The organism is Micromonospora sp. NPDC049301 (assembly GCF_040678715.1).
GTDB lineage: Bacteria > Actinomycetota > Actinomycetes > Mycobacteriales > Micromonosporaceae > Micromonospora.
Genome location: NZ_JBFAQO010000008.1, coordinates 274,634 through 292,361, shown reverse-complemented (window position 1 = coordinate 292,361; position 17,728 = coordinate 274,634). Strand labels below are relative to the sequence as shown.

General features: G+C 74.2%; 14 protein-coding genes and 1 riboswitch. Of the genes, 9 read left to right on the top strand and 5 right to left on the bottom strand.

Going from position 1 to position 17,728, the window contains the following annotated elements:
• Positions 1-41: 41 nt before the first annotated feature.
• The 3 genes from AB0K07_RS24345 to AB0K07_RS24335 form a co-directional block, all read right to left on the bottom strand.
• Complete coding sequence (locus AB0K07_RS24345; RefSeq protein WP_363757845.1) at positions 42-1,061, bottom strand: GNAT family N-acetyltransferase; 1,020 nt, start codon at positions 1,059-1,061, stop codon at positions 42-44.
• Between the two features lie 396 nt (positions 1,062-1,457).
• Positions 1,458-2,744: a threonine synthase gene (gene thrC, locus AB0K07_RS24340; RefSeq protein ID WP_363757843.1), complete on the bottom strand. Its 1,287-nt coding sequence runs from the start codon at positions 2,742-2,744 to the stop codon at positions 1,458-1,460.
• Positions 2,745-2,752: 8 nt separating this feature from the next.
• A riboswitch (SAM riboswitch) is annotated at positions 2,753-2,888 on the bottom strand.
• Between the two features lie 67 nt (positions 2,889-2,955).
• A complete protein-coding gene (locus AB0K07_RS24335) occupies positions 2,956-3,924 on the bottom strand; it encodes a DMT family transporter (protein WP_363757841.1) in 969 nt (322 codons plus the stop codon).
• Between the two features lie 91 nt (positions 3,925-4,015).
• On the opposite strand from AB0K07_RS24335, the gene AB0K07_RS24330 reads away from it, so the two are divergent.
• Positions 4,016-4,321 carry a metalloregulator ArsR/SmtB family transcription factor gene (locus AB0K07_RS24330; protein WP_363757839.1) on the top strand — a complete coding sequence of 102 codons (306 nt, stop codon included), beginning with the start codon at positions 4,016-4,018 and terminating at the stop codon, positions 4,319-4,321.
• Positions 4,322-4,536: 215 nt separating this feature from the next.
• Positions 4,537-5,232, top strand: a complete 696-nt coding sequence (locus tag AB0K07_RS24325; RefSeq protein WP_363757837.1) for a DUF4232 domain-containing protein — start codon at positions 4,537-4,539, stop codon at positions 5,230-5,232.
• Here the strand turns inward: AB0K07_RS24325 and AB0K07_RS24320 are convergent.
• Both AB0K07_RS24320 and AB0K07_RS24315 read right to left on the bottom strand, forming a co-directional pair.
• A complete protein-coding gene (locus tag AB0K07_RS24320) occupies positions 5,227-6,123 on the bottom strand; it encodes an ABC transporter permease subunit (RefSeq protein ID WP_363757835.1) in 897 nt (298 codons plus the stop codon). The genes AB0K07_RS24325 and AB0K07_RS24320 overlap by 6 nt on opposite strands.
• Positions 6,123-8,987, bottom strand: coding sequence for an alpha/beta fold hydrolase (locus tag AB0K07_RS24315; RefSeq protein ID WP_363757833.1), 2,865 nt, complete (start codon positions 8,985-8,987; stop codon positions 6,123-6,125). The genes AB0K07_RS24320 and AB0K07_RS24315 overlap by 1 nt, the downstream gene beginning before the upstream one ends.
• Before the next feature lie 373 nt (positions 8,988-9,360).
• Here AB0K07_RS24315 and AB0K07_RS24310 point away from each other — a divergent pair, with 373 nt between their 5' ends.
• Genes AB0K07_RS24310 through AB0K07_RS24280 form a run of 7 tightly spaced genes read left to right on the top strand, consistent with a single transcriptional unit; the run spans position 9,361 to position 17,707 of the window.
• Positions 9,361-10,554, top strand: coding sequence for a hypothetical protein (locus AB0K07_RS24310; RefSeq protein ID WP_363757831.1), 1,194 nt, complete (start codon positions 9,361-9,363; stop codon positions 10,552-10,554).
• Positions 10,541-13,174, top strand: a complete 2,634-nt coding sequence (locus AB0K07_RS24305) for a nitrate- and nitrite sensing domain-containing protein (RefSeq protein WP_363757829.1) — start codon at positions 10,541-10,543, stop codon at positions 13,172-13,174. Before AB0K07_RS24310 ends, AB0K07_RS24305 begins: the two co-directional genes overlap by 14 nt.
• A complete protein-coding gene (locus tag AB0K07_RS24300; protein ID WP_363757827.1) occupies positions 13,171-13,644 on the top strand; it encodes a roadblock/LC7 domain-containing protein in 474 nt (157 codons plus the stop codon). The genes AB0K07_RS24305 and AB0K07_RS24300 overlap by 4 nt, the downstream gene beginning before the upstream one ends.
• Entirely contained in the window at positions 13,641-14,111 is a 471-nt protein-coding gene (locus AB0K07_RS24295; protein ID WP_363757825.1) for a DUF742 domain-containing protein, read from the top strand. The genes AB0K07_RS24300 and AB0K07_RS24295 overlap by 4 nt, the downstream gene beginning before the upstream one ends.
• On the top strand, positions 14,089-14,853 hold the full coding sequence (locus tag AB0K07_RS24290) for an ATP/GTP-binding protein (protein ID WP_363757823.1): 765 nt from the start codon (positions 14,089-14,091) through the stop codon (positions 14,851-14,853). The genes AB0K07_RS24295 and AB0K07_RS24290 overlap by 23 nt, the downstream gene beginning before the upstream one ends.
• Positions 14,854-14,891: 38 nt before the next feature.
• Positions 14,892-15,413 carry a hypothetical protein gene (locus tag AB0K07_RS24285; protein WP_363757821.1) on the top strand — a complete coding sequence of 174 codons (522 nt, stop codon included), beginning with the start codon at positions 14,892-14,894 and terminating at the stop codon, positions 15,411-15,413.
• Positions 15,414-15,448: 35 nt separating this feature from the next.
• The gene (locus AB0K07_RS24280) at positions 15,449-17,707 is read left to right on the top strand and encodes an AAA family ATPase (RefSeq protein ID WP_363757819.1); all 2,259 of its coding nucleotides are present in this window, start codon (positions 15,449-15,451) and stop codon (positions 17,705-17,707) included.
• Positions 17,708-17,728: the final 21 nt, after the last annotated feature.

The window sequence follows — 17,728 nt, the reverse complement described above, 5'->3', positions numbered from 1 at the left end:
GGGAGCAGAAGCGCCAATGCCCGACAGCGCGGCAGGCCGGGTCAGAGGGTGAGCTGCCAGTTGTTCCAGGAGTCCACGGGGCGGAAGCCGAGCCGCTCGTTGATCGCCACCATGTAGCTGTTGCTGGCCGCGTTGAAGGTGTCGATGACGCGTACCGCCTGCTCGTGGGTGAGCAGGTGGTGCAGGTTTTCGATCTTGGCGAGCAGACCGAGCCGGCGCCCACGGTGGGCCGGGTCGACGATGGTGATCTGCTGGAACGCGTGCCAGTCGGCGGACGCGCCCACGTCCAGCAGGGTCCAGGCGACCAGCCGGCCGGACTCCTCGTGCCGCACGCCGAGGTGGTAGCGCCGCCGGCCCCGGGCGTCCAACGCCCGCTCGGTGCCCCGGACCCGCTCGGCGTCCACCTGCTCCGGTTCCCACTGCACGTCTCCCATGGGGGCGTCCATGAGCAGCCGGCCGTCCAGGTAGGCGACGTCGGCCACGTACTCCTGCGGGGTCGCCCCCTGCCAGCAGACCGACCGGTAACCCTCGGCGAGGGCGTGGGCCTCGGCCAGCGCCGCCCGCAGCGCCGTCCGGTCGATGGCGCCGACCTCCAGCCGGCGACGCACCTCGGCCAGCGCCGCCTGAGCCCCCGTCGCGGCGGCGAACGCGTCGCCCGCGCCCGATCGGGCCGCCCCGTCGGGCAGCGCCGAGACGGTCATCGCGACCACCCGCTTGCGTCCGTGCTCGCGCAGCAGGCGCACCCCGTACTCGTGCAGTGCCCGGCCGACGCCGCGCCGCCGCAGCTCGGGATGCACCACCAGCTCGACGGTGGCGTTGTCGGTGTTGTCCAGCTGCGGCAGGTCGAGCTGGAGGTAGCCGGCCGGCACGCCGTCCAGCCGGGCCAGCGCCCAGAGCGTGGCGGTGCCGGGCATCGGCGTGTGGAAGAACGCGTCGAAGCGCCGCCGGCAGAAGGGCGGGAAGTCCGGCAGGTCGGCGTCGTTGGCCGCCGCCCCGATTCGGTACGCCTCGTCGACCGCGGCCAGGTCGGCGCCGTCGAACGACGCGATGCTGATGCTCATGCCGCCGAGCGTGCACCCCGGAAAAGCGATCGGGCCAGCGAATTTGTCGCTGGCCCGATCGGACGTGGTCGGGAGGGACACTCGCACAACGCCTCCGGCGCTGGGTCGCAAGAACTTCAAAAGTCTCCGGCGAAATGCCCTCCCGCACGGAGCATCTTGCGCCGTCCGGTTCCTGCCGTCAAGTCCAGAGCGGCGGGTTTTCCACACTCACTGCTAAAAGCCAGTTACCCGGCGGATCGGCCCGATCCCCCATCCGGGCGATCCCCCCTCCCCCACCCGACCCATCCCGCGCCGGCTCCGGCGGCACCCGGCGGGGTTGATCATGAAGTTAGCGACGCCGACACCGGCGTGTCGCGCCGCTAACTTCATGATCAACGGGAGGGGAGCCCCGGGGGGTCAGGCCAGGAGGCCTGCGTCTCGGGCTGCTCGGAGGGAGGGCTTGATGTGGTGGGTCGGGCCGACCTGGTTGGCTACCGCGTCGATGGTCTTCAGGCCCTCGCCCGTGTTGAACACGACGGTTTCCGCCGTGGGGTCGAGCCGGCCGGACTCGACCAGCTTGCGCAGCACCGCCACGGTGACGCCGCCCGCGGTCTCGGCGAAGACCCCGGTGGTCCGTGCCAGCAGTCGGATGCCGGCGCGGATCTCGTCGTCGTCGGCGTACTCCATCCAGCCGTCGGTGCGGCGGACCGCCTCCAGCGCGTAGAGGCCGGCGGCCGGGTCGCCGATGTTGAGCGACTTGGCGATGCCGGTGGGCCGGACCGGGGTGATCGTGTCGGTGTCGGCGTGCAGGGCGGTGGCGATCGGTTTGCAGCCGGCCGACTGGGCGCCGAAGACCTTCCAGCCGCCGGCCGGCGCCTCGACCAGACCGATCTCGACCAGCTCGGAGAACGCCTTGTCAATCTTGGTGAGCAGCTCGCCGCTGGCCATCGGGATGACCACCTGGGCCGGGATCCGCCAGCCGAGCTGCTCGGCCACCTCGTACCCGAGCGTCTTGGAGCCCTCGGCGTAGTACGGCCGGACGTTGACGTTGACGAACGCCGTGTCCTCGAACTCGTCGGTCTCCACCAGCTCGCCGCAGAGCCGGTTCACATCGTCGTACGAGCCGTCGATGGCGACCAGCTCACCGCCGTAGACGGCAGTGGTGATGACCTTGCCCTGCTCCAGGTCACTGGGGATGAAGACCACCGAGGGCACCCCGGCGCGGGCCGCGTGCGCGGCCACCGAGTTGGCCAGGTTGCCGGTGGAGGCACAGGCGAACCGGGTGAAGCCGAGCGCCCGGGCGGCGGTGAGCGCCACCGAGACGACCCGGTCCTTGAACGAGTGGGTCGGGTTGGCGCTGTCGTCCTTGACCCACAGCGGCGCGGTGATGCCCAGCTCGGCGGCGAGGTTGGGGGCCGCCACCAGCGGGGTGAGCCCCGGGTCGAGGGTGACCCGGGTGGCCGGATCCTGACCGGCGGGCAGCAGCGCGGCGTACCGCCAGATGCTGTTCGGGCCGGCCTCGATCTGCTCGCGGGTGACCGTGGCCAGGGCCGCGGCGTCGTAGTCCACCTCCAGCGGGCCGAAACACTCGTAACAGGCGTGCTGTGCGGCGAGCGGGTAGCGGGCCGAACAGGCACGGCAGACCAGGGCGCGGGCGGGGCTGGCGGAGGTGTCGATGCCGGAGGCGGCGAGCGTCGACGTCATGTCGAGTCCTCTCATCTTTCCCCGCATCGCACGGTGCGGCGGGGACGGAATTGGCACCTGCCCCGCGGGGCGCTCAGCGGTGAGCGCGCGGGGTGGTTGCCGGGGCGTCGTCGGGCCGTATCCCTCAGCCCCTCTGGATGAGGTATGCAGTTGTGCCGTCGAGTCTAGGCAACGTCGGACGTCGCCTCCACCACGGATCCCAGGGAGTGGGTCAGCGGGCGGCCACCGCCGCCGGGTCGACTACCGCGACCGGGTCCGTCACCGCGCCCGGCCCGGGCACCGACGGAACCCGCGTCCGGGCCCGGGTGACGAGGTTCGCGGCGACCAGGGCGGCGATGGTGATCGCGGCCCCGACCACCTCGACCGGCGCCGGCCGGTAGCCGCGCGCGATCTGCACCGCGAAGGTGGTCACCGGGACCAGGTTCATGAACAGCGCGGCGTTGGCGGCACCGAGCCGCTGCACGCCGGTGTTCCAGGCCAGCACCGCGACAACGGCGCCCAGGATCACGGCGTACGCCAACTGCGGGGCGACCGCCACGAGGTCGGCGGCGGCCGGCGCGTGCTGCCAGCCGATGCCGTCGGCGAGCACGCTCGCGGCGAGCATGGCGGCCGTGCCGGCGAGCGCGGTCAGGGTGGTGTAACGCAGCGGCGACCAGTCGCCGAACCGGCTGGCGCCGTGGGTGTAGATGGCCCAGCCGAGCACGGCACCGACCATCATCAGACCGCCGAGACCGAACTGACCGAGCCCGTGCAGGCTCCCGTGGGTGATCACCAGGCCGACACCGAGCAGCGCCACCAGGGAGAGGGCCAGCAGGAGTGGCTTCGGGCGTACGCCGTCGCGGGCCCAGCGGACCAGCTGGGTGATGACCGGGGTGGTCGCCACGAACAGGGCGACCTGCTGCGGTGCGGCGTGCTCGAGTGCCAGGTTGGTGAGGACGTTGAAGCCGGCGAAGCCGACGACGCCGAGCACCGCCACCTCGACCGCTCGGCGGCCGAGCCGTAGCGCGCCGGCACCCTCGCGGAGCAGCAGGATGCCGACCAGGATGACGGCGGCCAGCAGGTAGCGGGCGGTGGTCAGGTTGAGCGGGTCGACCCGGGTCAGCGCGCTGGCCAGGATCGGGAACATCACTCCCCAGCTGAGCACGGCGAGCAACGGGTACGAGGCGGCGCGGGAACGCATCGGCGGCTCCAATGTTCGAGTATCGTCGAACCAACGTCACCGACCCTAGGAGGATGTTCGACGATTGTCGAACAAGGGTTACACTGGTCACATGGAGCCGCACGAACCCGACCTGGCCGCCGTACCGGTCACCGCCGTGCTGGCCGCACTCGCCGACGACGTGCGGCTGCAGATCGTGCGGGCACTCGCCGAAGGCGGCGAGTACCCCTGCGGCAGCTTCGAGTTCGGCGTCTCCAAGGCGACCCGCAGTCACCACCTGAAGGTGCTGCGCGAGGCCGGCCTGACCCGCACCCGGGCCGCCGGCACCAGCCGCTACGTCCGGCTCCGCCGCGACGAACTGGACCGGCTCTACCCCGGCCTGCTGAACGCCGTCCTCAGCCCCCGCACCCCAGCCTGACCCGGCCATTCGTGTGCGGTCGAGCTCAATCGTCTGCGACATCGCCAGGGACCGGAGCGACGCTCCGACCCGCCACGCCACCGTGCTCGCATGATCCACACACCAGACGATCTCGCGTAACCAGGCGGGCGATGTCCCGGACGATTCAGCTCCGAAGGAGCACCGGGAGCCGTGCCGAACGGCAGCGGGGCGCCGACGTGGGCAATGATCGGCGGGTGACTTCTCGGGGCACGGCAGTACGGCGACGGATCAGCGTGGCGGTCGGGACGGCTCTCCTGCTCGGCGCATGCGCTCCCGCCGACCATCGGGGCCAGGCCGGGGACGGCACGAGCCCGCTGCCCGGGCGCACAGCCGCGTCCAGCCCGACGCCGTCGGCGGGCACCGACCCGATGGCCGGGTGCCCGAAGTCCGGCGTGCGGATCCGCGCGACCGGGTCGGACGCCGCGATGGGGCTGCGCGCCCTCGGCCTGGAACTGGTCAACTGCGGCGACCGCCCCTACCAGCTCAACGGGTACCCGGTGCTGCGCGTGCTGGACGAGCAGCGCAAGCCGATCATCCTGCGGGTGGTCAACGGAGCGAAGGCGATCACCTCCGGCTTCGACCAGCCACCCCGGCCGGTCACCCTGGAAGCCGGTGAACGGGCCACCGCCGTGGTGCTCTGGCGCAACCTGGTCACCGATTCGACAGTGGTGGCCACCAACGGGGAGTACCTGCGGGTCGCACCCGCCGCCGGGCAGCCGGCCGAGGACGTCGACCCGGACGGGCCGATCGACGTGGGCAATACCGGCCGGATCGGCGTCAGCGCCTGGAAGAAGGCCGACCCGTCCACACCGGTGCCGGCTCAGCCCGCCCGGCCGCCGGCGCCGAGCGCGGTGCCGTCGTCGGTGAGCCCACCCGACAGCCGGCTATGACGTGATGTCCTTGCGGGTGAACCGCCAGAACGCCAACCCCCAGAACAGCGTCGCGTAGCTGATGGCCGAGATGCAGCCACGCACCACGTCGTCGGTCTGCACGGGGGTGGAGAGCAGCCCCAGCCAGGCGGTGCTGAAGTGGGTGGGCAGGAAGTCGCGCAGCGCGCCGAGGGCGGTGATCTGGTCCAGGATGCTGGAGAGGATCCAGAGCAGCACCGCGCCGCCCACCGCACCCAGCGCGGCGTCCGTGATCACCGACAGCAGGAACGCCAGCCCGGCCACCGCCAGCAGGACGACCGCCAGGTAGCCCAGCACGGCCAGCAGCCGGAGCAGCCCCTCGCCCGGCTCCAACTCGGCGGCGACCGTGCTGCGCAGCGGCGACCAGCCGTAGCGCAGGGTGCCCGCTGCCAGCGCGGTGCCGGCCAGCAGGAGCAGGGCCAGCCCCGAGTACGCGAGCGCGACCACCAGCTTGACGGTGAGCAGCCGGGCCCGGGGCACCGGGATCGCCAGCAGGTAGCGCAGGCTGCCCCAGCTCGCCTCACTGGCCACCGTGTCGCCGCAGAACAGCGCGACCACGACCACCAGCAGGAACGACGCCGACACGAAGATGGAGAACAGGGTGAAGTTCAGCCCGCCGGAGGTGGCCAGGTCGACCAGGCTGGCGAACTCGTTGTTGCCGTTGTCGTCGTCGCCGCCGGAGTTGAACTGGAAGGCGACCAGGATGATCAGCGGCAGCAGCACCATGAACCCGAGCGCCAGTTGGGTGCGCCGCCGGGACGCCTGCCGGCGGAACTCCGCGCCGAACGGCATCGTCGCCGACGGCCGGTAGCCCCGGGCCGCACCGGCCGGGTCGGTGACGCCCACCGGCGCCTCGACGGAAGATCCAGCCATCACCGGTCACCGCTTCCCCGAGAGTTCTCGCCCACCAGGGCGAGGAACGCGTCCTCCAGGCGCCGACGGGGCACCACCCGGTCCACCCCGATGCCGGCGCGCACCAGCTCGGCCACCACGTCGCTGCGGGCCGTGCCGTTGGTGTCGACCACCAGCTGACCGTCGCTCTCCGGCAGCACCCGCACCCCGTGCAGCCGGTCCAGCACGGCCCGCGCCGCCACCGGGTCGGTGACGTCGAAGAGGACACTCGGCGACTCGCCGACGATCTCCTCCACCGGCCCGGACGCCACGATCCGGCCCTTGTTCACCACCACCGCATGCGTGCAGGTCTGCTCCACCTCGGCCAGCAGGTGGCTGGAGACCAGCACCGCCCGGCCGTCGGTGGCGTACCGCTGGAGCACCCGGCGCATCTCGGCGATCTGTGGCGGGTCGAGGCCGTCGGTCGGCTCGTCCAGCACCAGCAGCTCCGGCAGGCCGAGCATGGCCTGGGCGATGGCCAGCCGCTGGCGCATCCCGTGGCTGTAGTTCTTGATCTTCCGGTGCACCGAGTCGCCCAGGCCGGCGATCTCCAGGGCGGCATCGAAGTGCGCGTCCTCCGCCGGGCGTCCGGTGGCCCGCCAGTACGCCCTGAGGTTGTCCAGGCCGGACAGGTGCGGCAGGAAACCGGGCCCCTCCACCAGCGCGCCGATCCGGGACAGCACCGGCGAGCCGGGCACCAACCGGCGCCCGAAGACGTAGATCTCCCCGGCGGTCGGCTGGGTCAGCCCCATCAGCACCCGCAGGGTGGTGGTCTTGCCGGCGCCGTTCGGGCCGAGCAGACCCACCACCTGACCCGGGTGCACCTCGAAGTCCACGTTCGACACCGCGACGAAGCCGTCCGCGTACTCCTTGCGCAGACGGCGCACGGCCAGCGGCGTGCCCGCGTACTCCGGATGCACGGAGCGGTCCTGCCGGCGGTGCCGGCGGCGGACCACGGCCACGACCACGACGAGGCCGATCACGATGGCGGCGAGCAGGCCGGCGAGCACCCAGCGCCAGATCGTCGCCGTGGTGGGGATCGGCTCGCCGCTGACCGTGGGCAGGCTGACCGCCCCGTCCGCCGCCACCGTGTAGACGGCGGGCTGGGCCGGCGTGGTGTACGCCTGGTCGGAGCTGGCGACCACCAGCCGCAGCCGGTGCCCGGCCTCGATCCGACGGACGATGCCGGGCAGCGTCACGGTGACCGGGCGGGCGTCCTGCACCCGCTGCGGCAGGCCGGTGAGCCGGACCGGGGCGACCAGCCCGTTCGGCAGGGTGGCCCCGCCTTCCGGGTCGACGTCGTAGAGCTTCACGAAGAGCACCGCCTCGCCGGTCGGCGACGCGGCCCGCAGGGTGACGGTGGGCGCACCCGCCACGTCGACCGCGTCGGCCAGCGGTGCCGACTCGAACCGGGCGTGCTGGCCGGGCACGTCGCCGGCCACCCCGTCGAGCAGCGACGCGAGCCCGCCGGCGAACGGCACCGAGGAGATGGCGGCCGGGCTGCCGTTCGGGGGGTTCGCGATCGGCTGGGCCGGGCCCGTGACCGCGACCTCCCGGCGGGCGTCACCGGCCACGCCCGGGTAGTCGGCGGCGCGGTAGCCGGTGGCGACCAGACCCCGGTCGAGCGCGTCGAAGCCGGCGATCCGCGACCAGGTGAAGTCGTCGCCGGGCGCCTCGCCCTCGCCCTTGACGTAGTGGTCGAGCCACTGGACAGTCAGGAACTTCACCCGGTCCGAATCCGAGCGGGGGCCCGCACCGCCGTCATGCCCGCCGGTGAACCAGGCCACCCGTACCGGGGTGCCGGTGGCGGCGATGCCGCGCGCGTTGGCGTCCGCCTCGCCGAGCGGGAAGAGGGTGTCCGCCTCGCCCTGCACCAGCAGGGTGGGCGCGGCGATCCGGTCCAGCACGCCCGCCGGGCTGGACCGGCGCAGCAGGTCCACCGCGGCCTGGTCGGCGCGCCCGGTGGTGGCGATCCGCAGGTACGCGGCGCACACGTCGGCGGCGAACCGGCCGCAGGACGGGTCGGCGGCACCCGCCGGGGCGCCACCGGGACCGGTGCCCGGGCCGGCGCCCGGCCCCGGGCTGGGCGGGCCGGCGGAGGCCGGCGCGCCCTGCGGCTGGGCGGCGGTCCCGCCGGAGAGCCCGGCCGGGCCGGTGCCCACGTTGCCGCCCCCGCCGAAGAAGAGACCCGCCCAGCCCTTCTTGAACACGCCCTCGGTCGGCGCTCCACCGGTGCTCTCCGGCAGGAACGCCCGAGACAGGTCGTTCCAGGTGATCATGGGGACGATCGCGTCCACCCGGCGGTCCTGTGCGGCCAGCAGCAACGCCAACCCGCCGCCGTACGAGCCGCCGACCACGCCGACCTTCGGGTCGCCGGCACCGTCGGTGCGCACCTCCGGCCGGGCGGCCAGCCAGTCCAGCAGCCGTTGCGCGTCGCGCACCTCGTAGTCCGGGCTGTCCAGGTGGATCTCACCGCCGCTGCGGCCGAAGCCCCGCGCGGTCCAGGTGAGCACCGCGTAGCCGCGCCCGGCGAACTCCTCGGCGTCGGAACGCACCGACTCCTTGGTGCCGCCGAACCCGTGCGCCAACAGCACCGCCGGCACCTTCCGGCCCGACGACGCGTCGGCCGGCAGGTAGAGGGTGGTGTCCAGGGCCACCGGCTGGTCGCCGGCCGGTCCGGAGCGGACCGTGAGCATCGCGCTCTCGGTGCGTACGCCCGATCCCCGCGGCCACACCGCCCAGGTCACGGCGGCCGCCAGGAGCACGACGACCGCCCCTGCGGCGATCGCTCGACGGCGGGTGGGCAGGGCACGCCGGAACCACGCGGCCGGCGACGGCGATCTCATGCGGCACACGGTACGGCCCGCAGGCTGAGCGTTGGCTGAGATCCGCCGTACGTCCGTCCGGTTGCCCCGATCGGCGATCGGGCGAGGTGCGACCGCTCACCGTCGGAGGCGGCACAGCGAGTTGAGTTCGGATCACGTGAATTCCGATCTTCGGCGGATATCCACCTCGATCCCTTCATGTCACACCCACCGATGGGACGGAGCGTGCCGACAACACGGACGAACGGTGACATCGCTCGATCTGACGCAAACCTGACTCGCCGGCAACCGCTTGGCCAACGGCGATTCGGTTAGTTTTCCGGTCCGGTGCACGGGACCCGTCGGCCAACCCGACACCGCGCCGAGCCCCCGCCCGACGCCGGAGGAGACACACATGACAGTCCCCGCGCCGCGGGCCCGTCGACGACCGTCCAGGTGGGGCCGGCTGCTGCCGCTGCTGCTCGTCGTGGCACTGCTGGCACCGGTGGGTCTGCTCTTCACGCAGACCTGGCGGCAGACCGGCGACAACCGCGACCTGGCCGCCCGGGAACGGCTCGGCGTGCAGTACCTCCGCGCCCTCGCCCCGGTCACCGCCGCCCTGGTGGAGGCCCAGTCCGCCGCGGTCAACGGCCGCCCCGCCCCCCGCGAGGCGCTGACCCGCGCGGTCGAGGACGCCGCCGCGGTGGACACCCGGATCGGCACCGACCTGCGCAGCCAGGAACGCTGGGCCGGGCTGCGGGCCAAGCTGGAGGCGTTGCGGGACCGCAGCCCCACCGACCCCGAGTCCGCCTACACGGCGTACGGGGAGGTCACCGATCTGCTGCTGGCCCTGCACCGCAAGGTCCGGGAAAGCTCCGGACTGGTTCGCGACCCCGGCGCCGACTCCTTCTTCCTCCAGGACAGCGCCGGCCAGGAGCTGCCCGAGGCGGTGGTGTTCGCCGGGCGGCTCGCTGACCTCGGCACGCTCGCCCCGCGCCGGCCGGCCGCCGAGCAGACCCGCGGCCTGATCGAGCTGACCGGCCTGCGGGTGGCCGCCCTGGCCCCCGCCACCGACCTGGTCGACAACCTGCGCGCCGCGGTGGACAGCTCGGAGAGCACCGACCTGGGCGCGAACGTGCTGACCCCGCTCGACACCTACCAGCGCTCGGTGGAGGCGCTCGCCGCGTCCTCCGCACCGGCCCCCGGCACCGGCGCGGTGGACCCGGGCCGGCTGGCCGCCGCGCGGCTCGCCACGCACACCGCCGCCCTCCAGCTCCAGCCGGTCATCCTCAGTGAGCTGGACGCCCTGCTGGTGGAGCGGATCGACGGGCTGGACCGGGACCGCTGGCGGGCCACCGGGGCCGGGGTGGCCGCCGTGCTGCTGCTGGGTTGGCTCGCCGCACTGCTCATCGCCGCCGGCCGTCGGGCCCGTCGCCGGGCCGCCATGCCCGTTGCGCCGGCGGACAGCCCCGACCTCCCGCCAACCGGCGACCCCTGGCAGCCGGCGGTCCACACCGGTCGACCCGGCGACCCACGGCCCCTCCAGGCGGTCGGTGCGGCCCGTGACCCGGAATCCGTCCAGTGGGGGCCGTCCGATGCTGCTCGGTAGGCTCCGGATCCGCGGCAAGCTCGCGCTGCTCGTGGTGATCCCCCTGCTCAGCATGGTCGGCCTCGCCGTGCCCGTGGGGCTCGAGCGGGCCGCCGCGGCGCAGCGGGCCAGCGACATCGCCGAGCGGGTACGGCTCGCCAGCCGGGTCGGCAGTCTGGTGCAGGACCTCCAGCAGGAACGCATCCTCTCGGTCGGCTTCCTGCTCGGCCGGGTGGAGCGCGCCGAGCTGGTCCGCAAGACCGCCGACGTGGACGACCGGGTCGCCGACCTGCGGGCCGGGGGCGGCGACGCGCTGACCGACCAGGTCGACCACGCCCTGTTCGGGGTGTCCAGCCTCATCGACCTGCGGACCGCCGTCCTCGCCCGGGCGGCGAGCCCCACCCAGGTGATGGACGCGTTCGGCCCGGTCAACCGGGGCATGATCGAGTCGCTGCGGCTGCCGTTCAGCGTGGACACCGACACCCGGCCGGGCCGCCAGGTGCTGGCACTGGACGGGCTGCTGCGCGCCGACGAGGGGCTGGGCGCCTGCGCCACCCTGATCGTGCTGGTCAAAGCGACCGGCAGCGCGCAGGCCAGCGCCGGTTACGTGGCCTGCATGGCCGCCCTCCAGGTGGACAGCCAGCGCTTCCGCAGCCTGATCACGCCCGAGCAGTTGAAGGTCGCCCGGCTCAACGACGTGGCCGTGGCCGCCCGTACCAGCGCCGACTTCCTGGTCACCAGCGCCCGGGACCCGGCCGGCGCGATCCGCCACGTGCCCCTGGACGCCCTCTTCCCGTCCGTCCGCTCGATGATCCGCCTCGGCCAGTTCGTGGAGAAGAAGCTGGTCGCCGACGTACTCGCCGAGGTGACCGCCGAGCAGCGGCGGGCGCTGACCGTCGCGTACCTGGTCGGGGGCACCGCGGCGCTGATCCTGGCGTTGGTGGTGCTGCTCAGCACGGTCGTCGCCCGTACGGTGGCCCGACCGCTGACCCGGCTCACCCGCTCCGCGGACCGGGTCGCCCGGGTCGCCGAGGCGGAACTGGTGCGGGTCACCGACGACGACGCGGAGAGCGCCCAACCGGTCCGGCTGGACCCGGTGGACATCCGCGCCAACGACGAGATCGGTGACCTGGCCCGTGCCTTCGACCGGGTGCAGAGCACCGCGGCCCGCCTGGTCGAGCGGCAGGTCGCCGGCCGGCGCAACGTGGCGCAGATGTTCGGCCACGTCGGGCGGCGCACCCAGAACCTGGTGGGCCGGCAGATCGCGCTGATCGACCGGCTGGAGCAGCAGGAGACCGACCCGAGCCGGCTGGAGCACCTGTACCGGCTGGACCACATCTCCAGCCGGCTGCGGCGCAACGCCGGCAGCCTCGTGGTGCTCTCCGGCTCGGCCGGGGCCGACGCGCACACCGCGCCGGTGCCACTGGCCGACGTCGTCCGGCTGGCACTCGGCGAGATCGAGGACTACACCCGGGTGGAGGTGCGGGTGCCCGCCGGCATCTCGGCCGCGCCTGCGGTGGTCGGCGACCTCGTTCTGGCGCTGGCCGAGCTGATGGAGAACGCCACCATCTTCTCCCCGCCGCACACCCGGGTGCTGGTGGCCGGGGAGGCGTCCGGGCTCGGCGCCCGGATCACGGTGGTGGACCACGGCATCGGGATGAGCGAGCAGCGGCTGACCGACGAGAACGCACGGCTCACCCGGCGGGAACGACTCGACCTGGCACCCACCGAGGTGCTCGGGCTCTTCGTGGTGGGCCGGTTGGCCCGCCGCCACGGCTGGGCGGTGAGCCTGGCCGCCACCGAGGGGGGCGGAGTGACCGCCCAGCTGGAGATCCCGCCGGCGTCGCTGGTGCTCCGCCAGGCCGACCGGGTCGGGGCCACCGTGGCCCGGGCCACCGTGCCGGACCGCGATCGGCGCTCGCCGGCCACGCTCGGCCGCGGCCGGGGAGCACCGTCCCTCACGGCCACGGCGGCGCCGACACACTTCGACTCGGACCTGCTCAGCCGGGCCACCCGCAGCCTGGAGTCCGGCGCGTCCTGGAACGCGTTCGGCACCGGGGAACCGGCCGGCGCCGACGCCCCGCAGATCAGCGGGCCGGCGCACGCCCCCGACACGACGGCACCCGCCCCGGTCGACCTCCCCGCCACCGGGTCCGGCCTGCCCCGCCGACCGGCCCGTGGGGCCGCCAGCGTCGGCCAGGGCATCGCCGGAGCCCGCATCCCCCACCCGGACCGCACCGCGCCGGCCCCGGACAGCCCGGCACCGTCCGGCACACCGACCGGCCCACGGGTCCGGCAGCGGGTGCCCGGCGCCAGCCTGCCCCCCGCCTCCGCGCCGGTCGGGCCGGTGGACGCCACCGGCGCCGACCCAGCCGCCGCCCGCGCGCTCGTCGAGGCGTTCCAGTCCGGCGTACGACGGGCCGAAGCCGAACCGACCGGGGCGACGCCGGGCCGACCCCTGCTGTCCCGGCGGGTCCCCGGGACGAGCCTCACCGTCACCCCGCCCTGCCAGCCGGCCGTCCCGCACCTCGGCGACCCGGCCGAGGTCCGCGACCTCATCACCGATTTCGAGGCGGGCGTCGCCCGCGCTCTCCGCGAAGTCAGCCCAGACCGCCGGAACGAAGAAGGATCATCACGGTGACCAGCCCCTTCCTGCACGACAACGTCGACCACCAGAACCAGTCCGCCGCCGGGGACCTCAGCCCGGAGGCCCGCACGTTCAACTGGCTGCTGGACTCCTTCACCTCCAGCACCGCCGGGGTGCTGGAGGCCATAGCGGTCTCCTCGGACGGGCTGCTGATGGCCATGTCGGCGATCAAGGACCGGTCCAACGCCGAGCGGCTGGCCGCCGTGGTCTCCGGCATGACGAGCCTCGCGGGTGGGGCGGCCAGCTGGTACGCCCTCGGCGGCCTCAACCGGGTGATCGTCGACATGGCCGACGGCTACCTGCTGATCAGCGCGATCAGCAGTGGATCGGTGCTCGGCGTCGTGGCCGACCGGTCGGCGAACCTGGGCACGGTCGCGTACGAGATGACGCTCTTCGCCGGACGGGCGGGAGGCGCCCTCACACCACGGCTGATCGCCGAGCTGAAGAACGCCGTCCAGCAATGACGTCCGACGTCTCCGGCGAGGATCCGGACGCGGAACCGGGGTTCCGGATCCGTCCCTACCTGCGCGCGGCCCTCTCCAGCGAGGGCGGCGCGCCGATGGCGCCGGAGGCGGAGGATCGGTCCGCGAGTCCCCGGCCGTTCGTGCTGACCTCCGGGCGGGTTGCGGGCGCGGACCCGGCGATCGGGCTGGAGACGCAGGTGAGCGCCCGCCCGGACGACGGCCTGTGGACCGCGGCGGCGGCCGTCGCGTTGGCACCGGAGCTCCAGGCGATCATCGCGCTCTGCGCCGAGCCGATCTCGGTGGCCGAACTCTCGGCGCGAGCCCGGCTGCACTTCGGCGTGACCCGGGTGCTGGTCGGCGACCTGCGGGCTGCCGGACACCTGGATGTGCACGTCAGCGACGACGACCATGCCCTCAACCCCGACCTCATCCTGCGAGTGATTGATGGACTCCGTGCGATCTCCTGAATGGCCGGTCGCCCCGCTCGGGGGGCTCGCCGGCAACAGCGCCGCCGCCCGCTACGGCACATCGCCGGGTGCCGGCCCCACGCTCGGGCGCACCGGCCAGCCACCGGCCGCGCCACCGCCGCCGTACCGGCTGCCGACCGGCGCCGGGTCGGGGCCGCCACCGGCCCACCGGCCGCCGGCCGCGCCACCCGTCCCGGTCAAGATCCTGGTTGCCGGCGGATTCGGGGTGGGCAAGACCACCACGGTCGGGGCGATCTCCGAGATCGCGCCGCTGACCACCGAGGCCGAGATGACCAGCGCCGGGATCGGGGTGGACGACCCGGGCTCTCGGTCGGCCAAGACCACCACCACCGTTGCCATGGACTTCGGTTGCGTGACCATCGACCGAAGCCTGAAGCTGTACCTGTTCGGTACGCCGGGGCAGGCCCGGTTCGGCTTCATGTGGGACGACCTCGCCCGGGGAGCGCTCGGCGCGCTGGTGGTGGTCGACAGCGCCCGGCTGGACGACTGCTTCCCGGCGATCGACTTCTTCGAGCGGGCCGGCCTGCCCTTCGTGGTCGGGGTCAACGCCTTCGACGGGCGGCTGGCCCTGGAGCTGGGTGAGATCCGGTGGGCGCTGACCATCGGGGATCATGTACCCCTGGTGCAGTTCGACGCTCGGGACCGGCTCTCGGTGCGGGACGCCCTGCTGGTCGTCCTGGATCGTGCGCTGGACCGGGCCACCCGGGACAGGAGGGCCTGAGCCGACCGGCTCCGGCCGTGGCGGGAAGGGGTGATCTGGTGAGGGGCGACCTGGACGAGACGCTGGCCCGGCTGGCCCGGCGCGAGGAGGCGCTGCGCCGGCGGGCCAACGACCGTGACGAGACCGCACCACTGCCGGGCCCGGCCGGTGAACCGGCCCAGCCCGGGGACGGCCGCACCGACGCCCGCAACGCCGGGCCGGGCCGGCACGCGGGGTGGGACACCCCCGCCGAGGTGGCGGGGTGGGGCCCGGTGGAGGAGGTGGCCGAGGCGGTACGTCAGGTCGTCGGCGCCCACCCGGGGCTGGCGGTGACCGTCCGCGTCGAGCACGCCGGGCGGACGTACCCCCTGCGGGTCTCCTGGGACGGCCCGCAGGTCACGGTCGGTCCGGAGCCCTCGGCGGCCCCGGTGGAGCCCCCGCCGGCCTGGCCGCTGTCCGGGCGGACGGTGCCGGCCTGGGCGCCCGGCCCGAACGGGTTGACCCCGGACCCGGCGGCACGGCTGGCCGAGCTGATCCGGCGGGACCCGTCGCTGCTGGACGAGCTGGATCCTCGGCGCTGACGGCGGAACGGGCTGACGGCGGCTACGGTCGGGCGGTGGCGCAACCCGACCTGACCCTCACGGCGAGCCTGCGGCCGGCGGCGCTGGACGCCCGACGGGGCATCGTCCGGCTGCACCCCGAGGTGCTGACCGCACTGGGGCTGCGGCCCGGCGACCCGGTGCGGCTGGCCGGTCGACGGGAGACGGCCGGAATCGTGGCGGCGGCCGGGGCGGGCACGAGCGCGGCCCTGCTGTACGCCGACGACCTGACGCTGGGCAACCTCGGCCTGCACGACGGCGGTCAGGTACGGGTGAGCCCGGTGCCGCTGACCCCGGCGAGCCGGGTCACCCTGGCCGGGCCGGTGGAGGTGATCGCGGCCGTCAGCCCGGAGATGCTCCGGCTCGCCCTGCTCGGCAAGGTGGTCACCTCCGGCGACGACGTCTCGCTGCTGCCGCAGGACGTGTCGCCGGACGCGTCGGTGCGCAGCCTGATCGAGGCGGCCCGACGCAGCCTCGCCAACACGGTCGGGTTCGCCTGGACCAGCACCCTGCTCACCGTTGTCGCGGTCGAGCCGACCGCCGGCGCGCTGGTCACCATGGACACGCTGGTCGGCTGGGAGCACGGCCCGGTCACCCACGGCGCGATCCCCGGTCGGCTCACCCCGGCGGAGCGGCCTCTCGCCGGTTCCGGCGTGCGCCGCCCGGCCGAGGCGGCTCCGGCCGGTGCGGTGGTGGGCCCGCCGGAGGAGGACGACGCTCCCGACGTCGACGAGCTGCCCGGGCTGCGGGCCCAGGCCGAGGAGTTGACCGAGTTGCTCGACCTCGGTTTCCACCACCGGGAGGTGCTGGGCCGGCTGGGCACCACCATCTCGATGGGGGTGCTGCTCGGCGGGCCGGCCGGTTCCGGTAAGTCGGCGCTGGTCCGGGCCGTGGCGGCCCGGGTCGGCGCCCGCGTCCACCCGCTCTGGGCACCCGAGGTGGCCGCGCTGGCCAACCAGGCCGCCGCCGACCGGCTGCGTGCCGCGGCGGCGGCGGTCCGTGCCGGCGGGCCGGCGGTGCTGCTGGTCACCGACGTGGAGGCGCTCGCCCCGGCGGACGAACCCGGCCCGGTGGCGACGGTGTTCCGCCAGGTGCTCGCGGAGACCGTCCGGTCGGGTGCCGCCGTGGTGTGCACCACCGGCCGCCCGGAGGCGGTCGACCCGGCCCTGCGTGCTCCGGACCTGCTGTCGCTGCGGATCAACATCCCGCTGCCCGATCCGGCGCTGCGCCGCGAGCAGCTCACCGTGCTGACCCGGCAGGTGCCGCTGGCCGACGACGTCCGGTTGGACGAGGTTGCCGGGCGTACCCCCGGGTTCGTCGCGGCGGACCTCGCGGCCCTGGTCCGTGAGGCCGGGGTACGGGCGGCGCTGCGGCAGAAGTCGGCCGAGACGCCGACCGTGTCGATGGCCGACTTCACCGCCGCCCTGGAGGTGGTCCGGCCGACCACGATGGCGGCGTCCACGCTGGAGCTGGCCTCGGTGACCCTCGACGACGTGGGTGACCTGGTCGAGGTCAAGCAGACGCTGACCGAGTCGGTGCTCTGGCCGTTGACCTACCCGGACACCTTCGCCCGACTCGGCGTGCAGCCGCCGCGCGGTGTGCTGCTCTACGGGCCGCCGGGCTGCGGCAAGACGTACCTGGTCACCGCGCTCGCCGGCTCGGGCCGGGCGAACGTGCTGTCGGTGAAGGGCGCGGAGCTGCTCTCCAAGTGGGTGGGTGAGAGCGAACGCGGAGTCCGTGAGCTGTTCCGCCGGGCCCGGGAGGCGGCCCCGACGCTGATCTTCCTGGACGAGGTGGACGCGCTGGCGCCGGTCCGTGGGCAGGCCACCGACGGCGGGACCACCGACCGGGTGGTCGCCGCGCTGCTCACCGAGCTGGACGGCGTGGAGACGCTGCGCAACGTCGTGGTGGTCGGCGCGACGAACCGGCCGGACCTGGTCGACCCGGCGCTGCTGCGGCCGGGCCGGCTGGAGCGGCTGGTCTACGTGCCGCCGCCGGACGGGGCGGCCCGCGCGGAGATCCTGCGGGCCGCGTCCCGGCACGTGCCGCTGGCGCCGGACGTCGACCTGGCCGCCCTCGGCGGGGAGCTGGACGGGTTCTCCGCGGCCGACTGCGCGGCGCTGGTCCGGGAGGCGGCGCTCGCCGCGATGCGTGAGTCGCTGGCCGCGGCCACGGTCACCGCCGCACACGTCGCCACGGCCCGGCGCCGGGTCCGTCCGTCGTTGGACCCGGCGCAGGTCGCCTGGCTGGCGGCGTACGCCGCCGAGGGCGGCTGAACACACAAAACTGATCTGCGA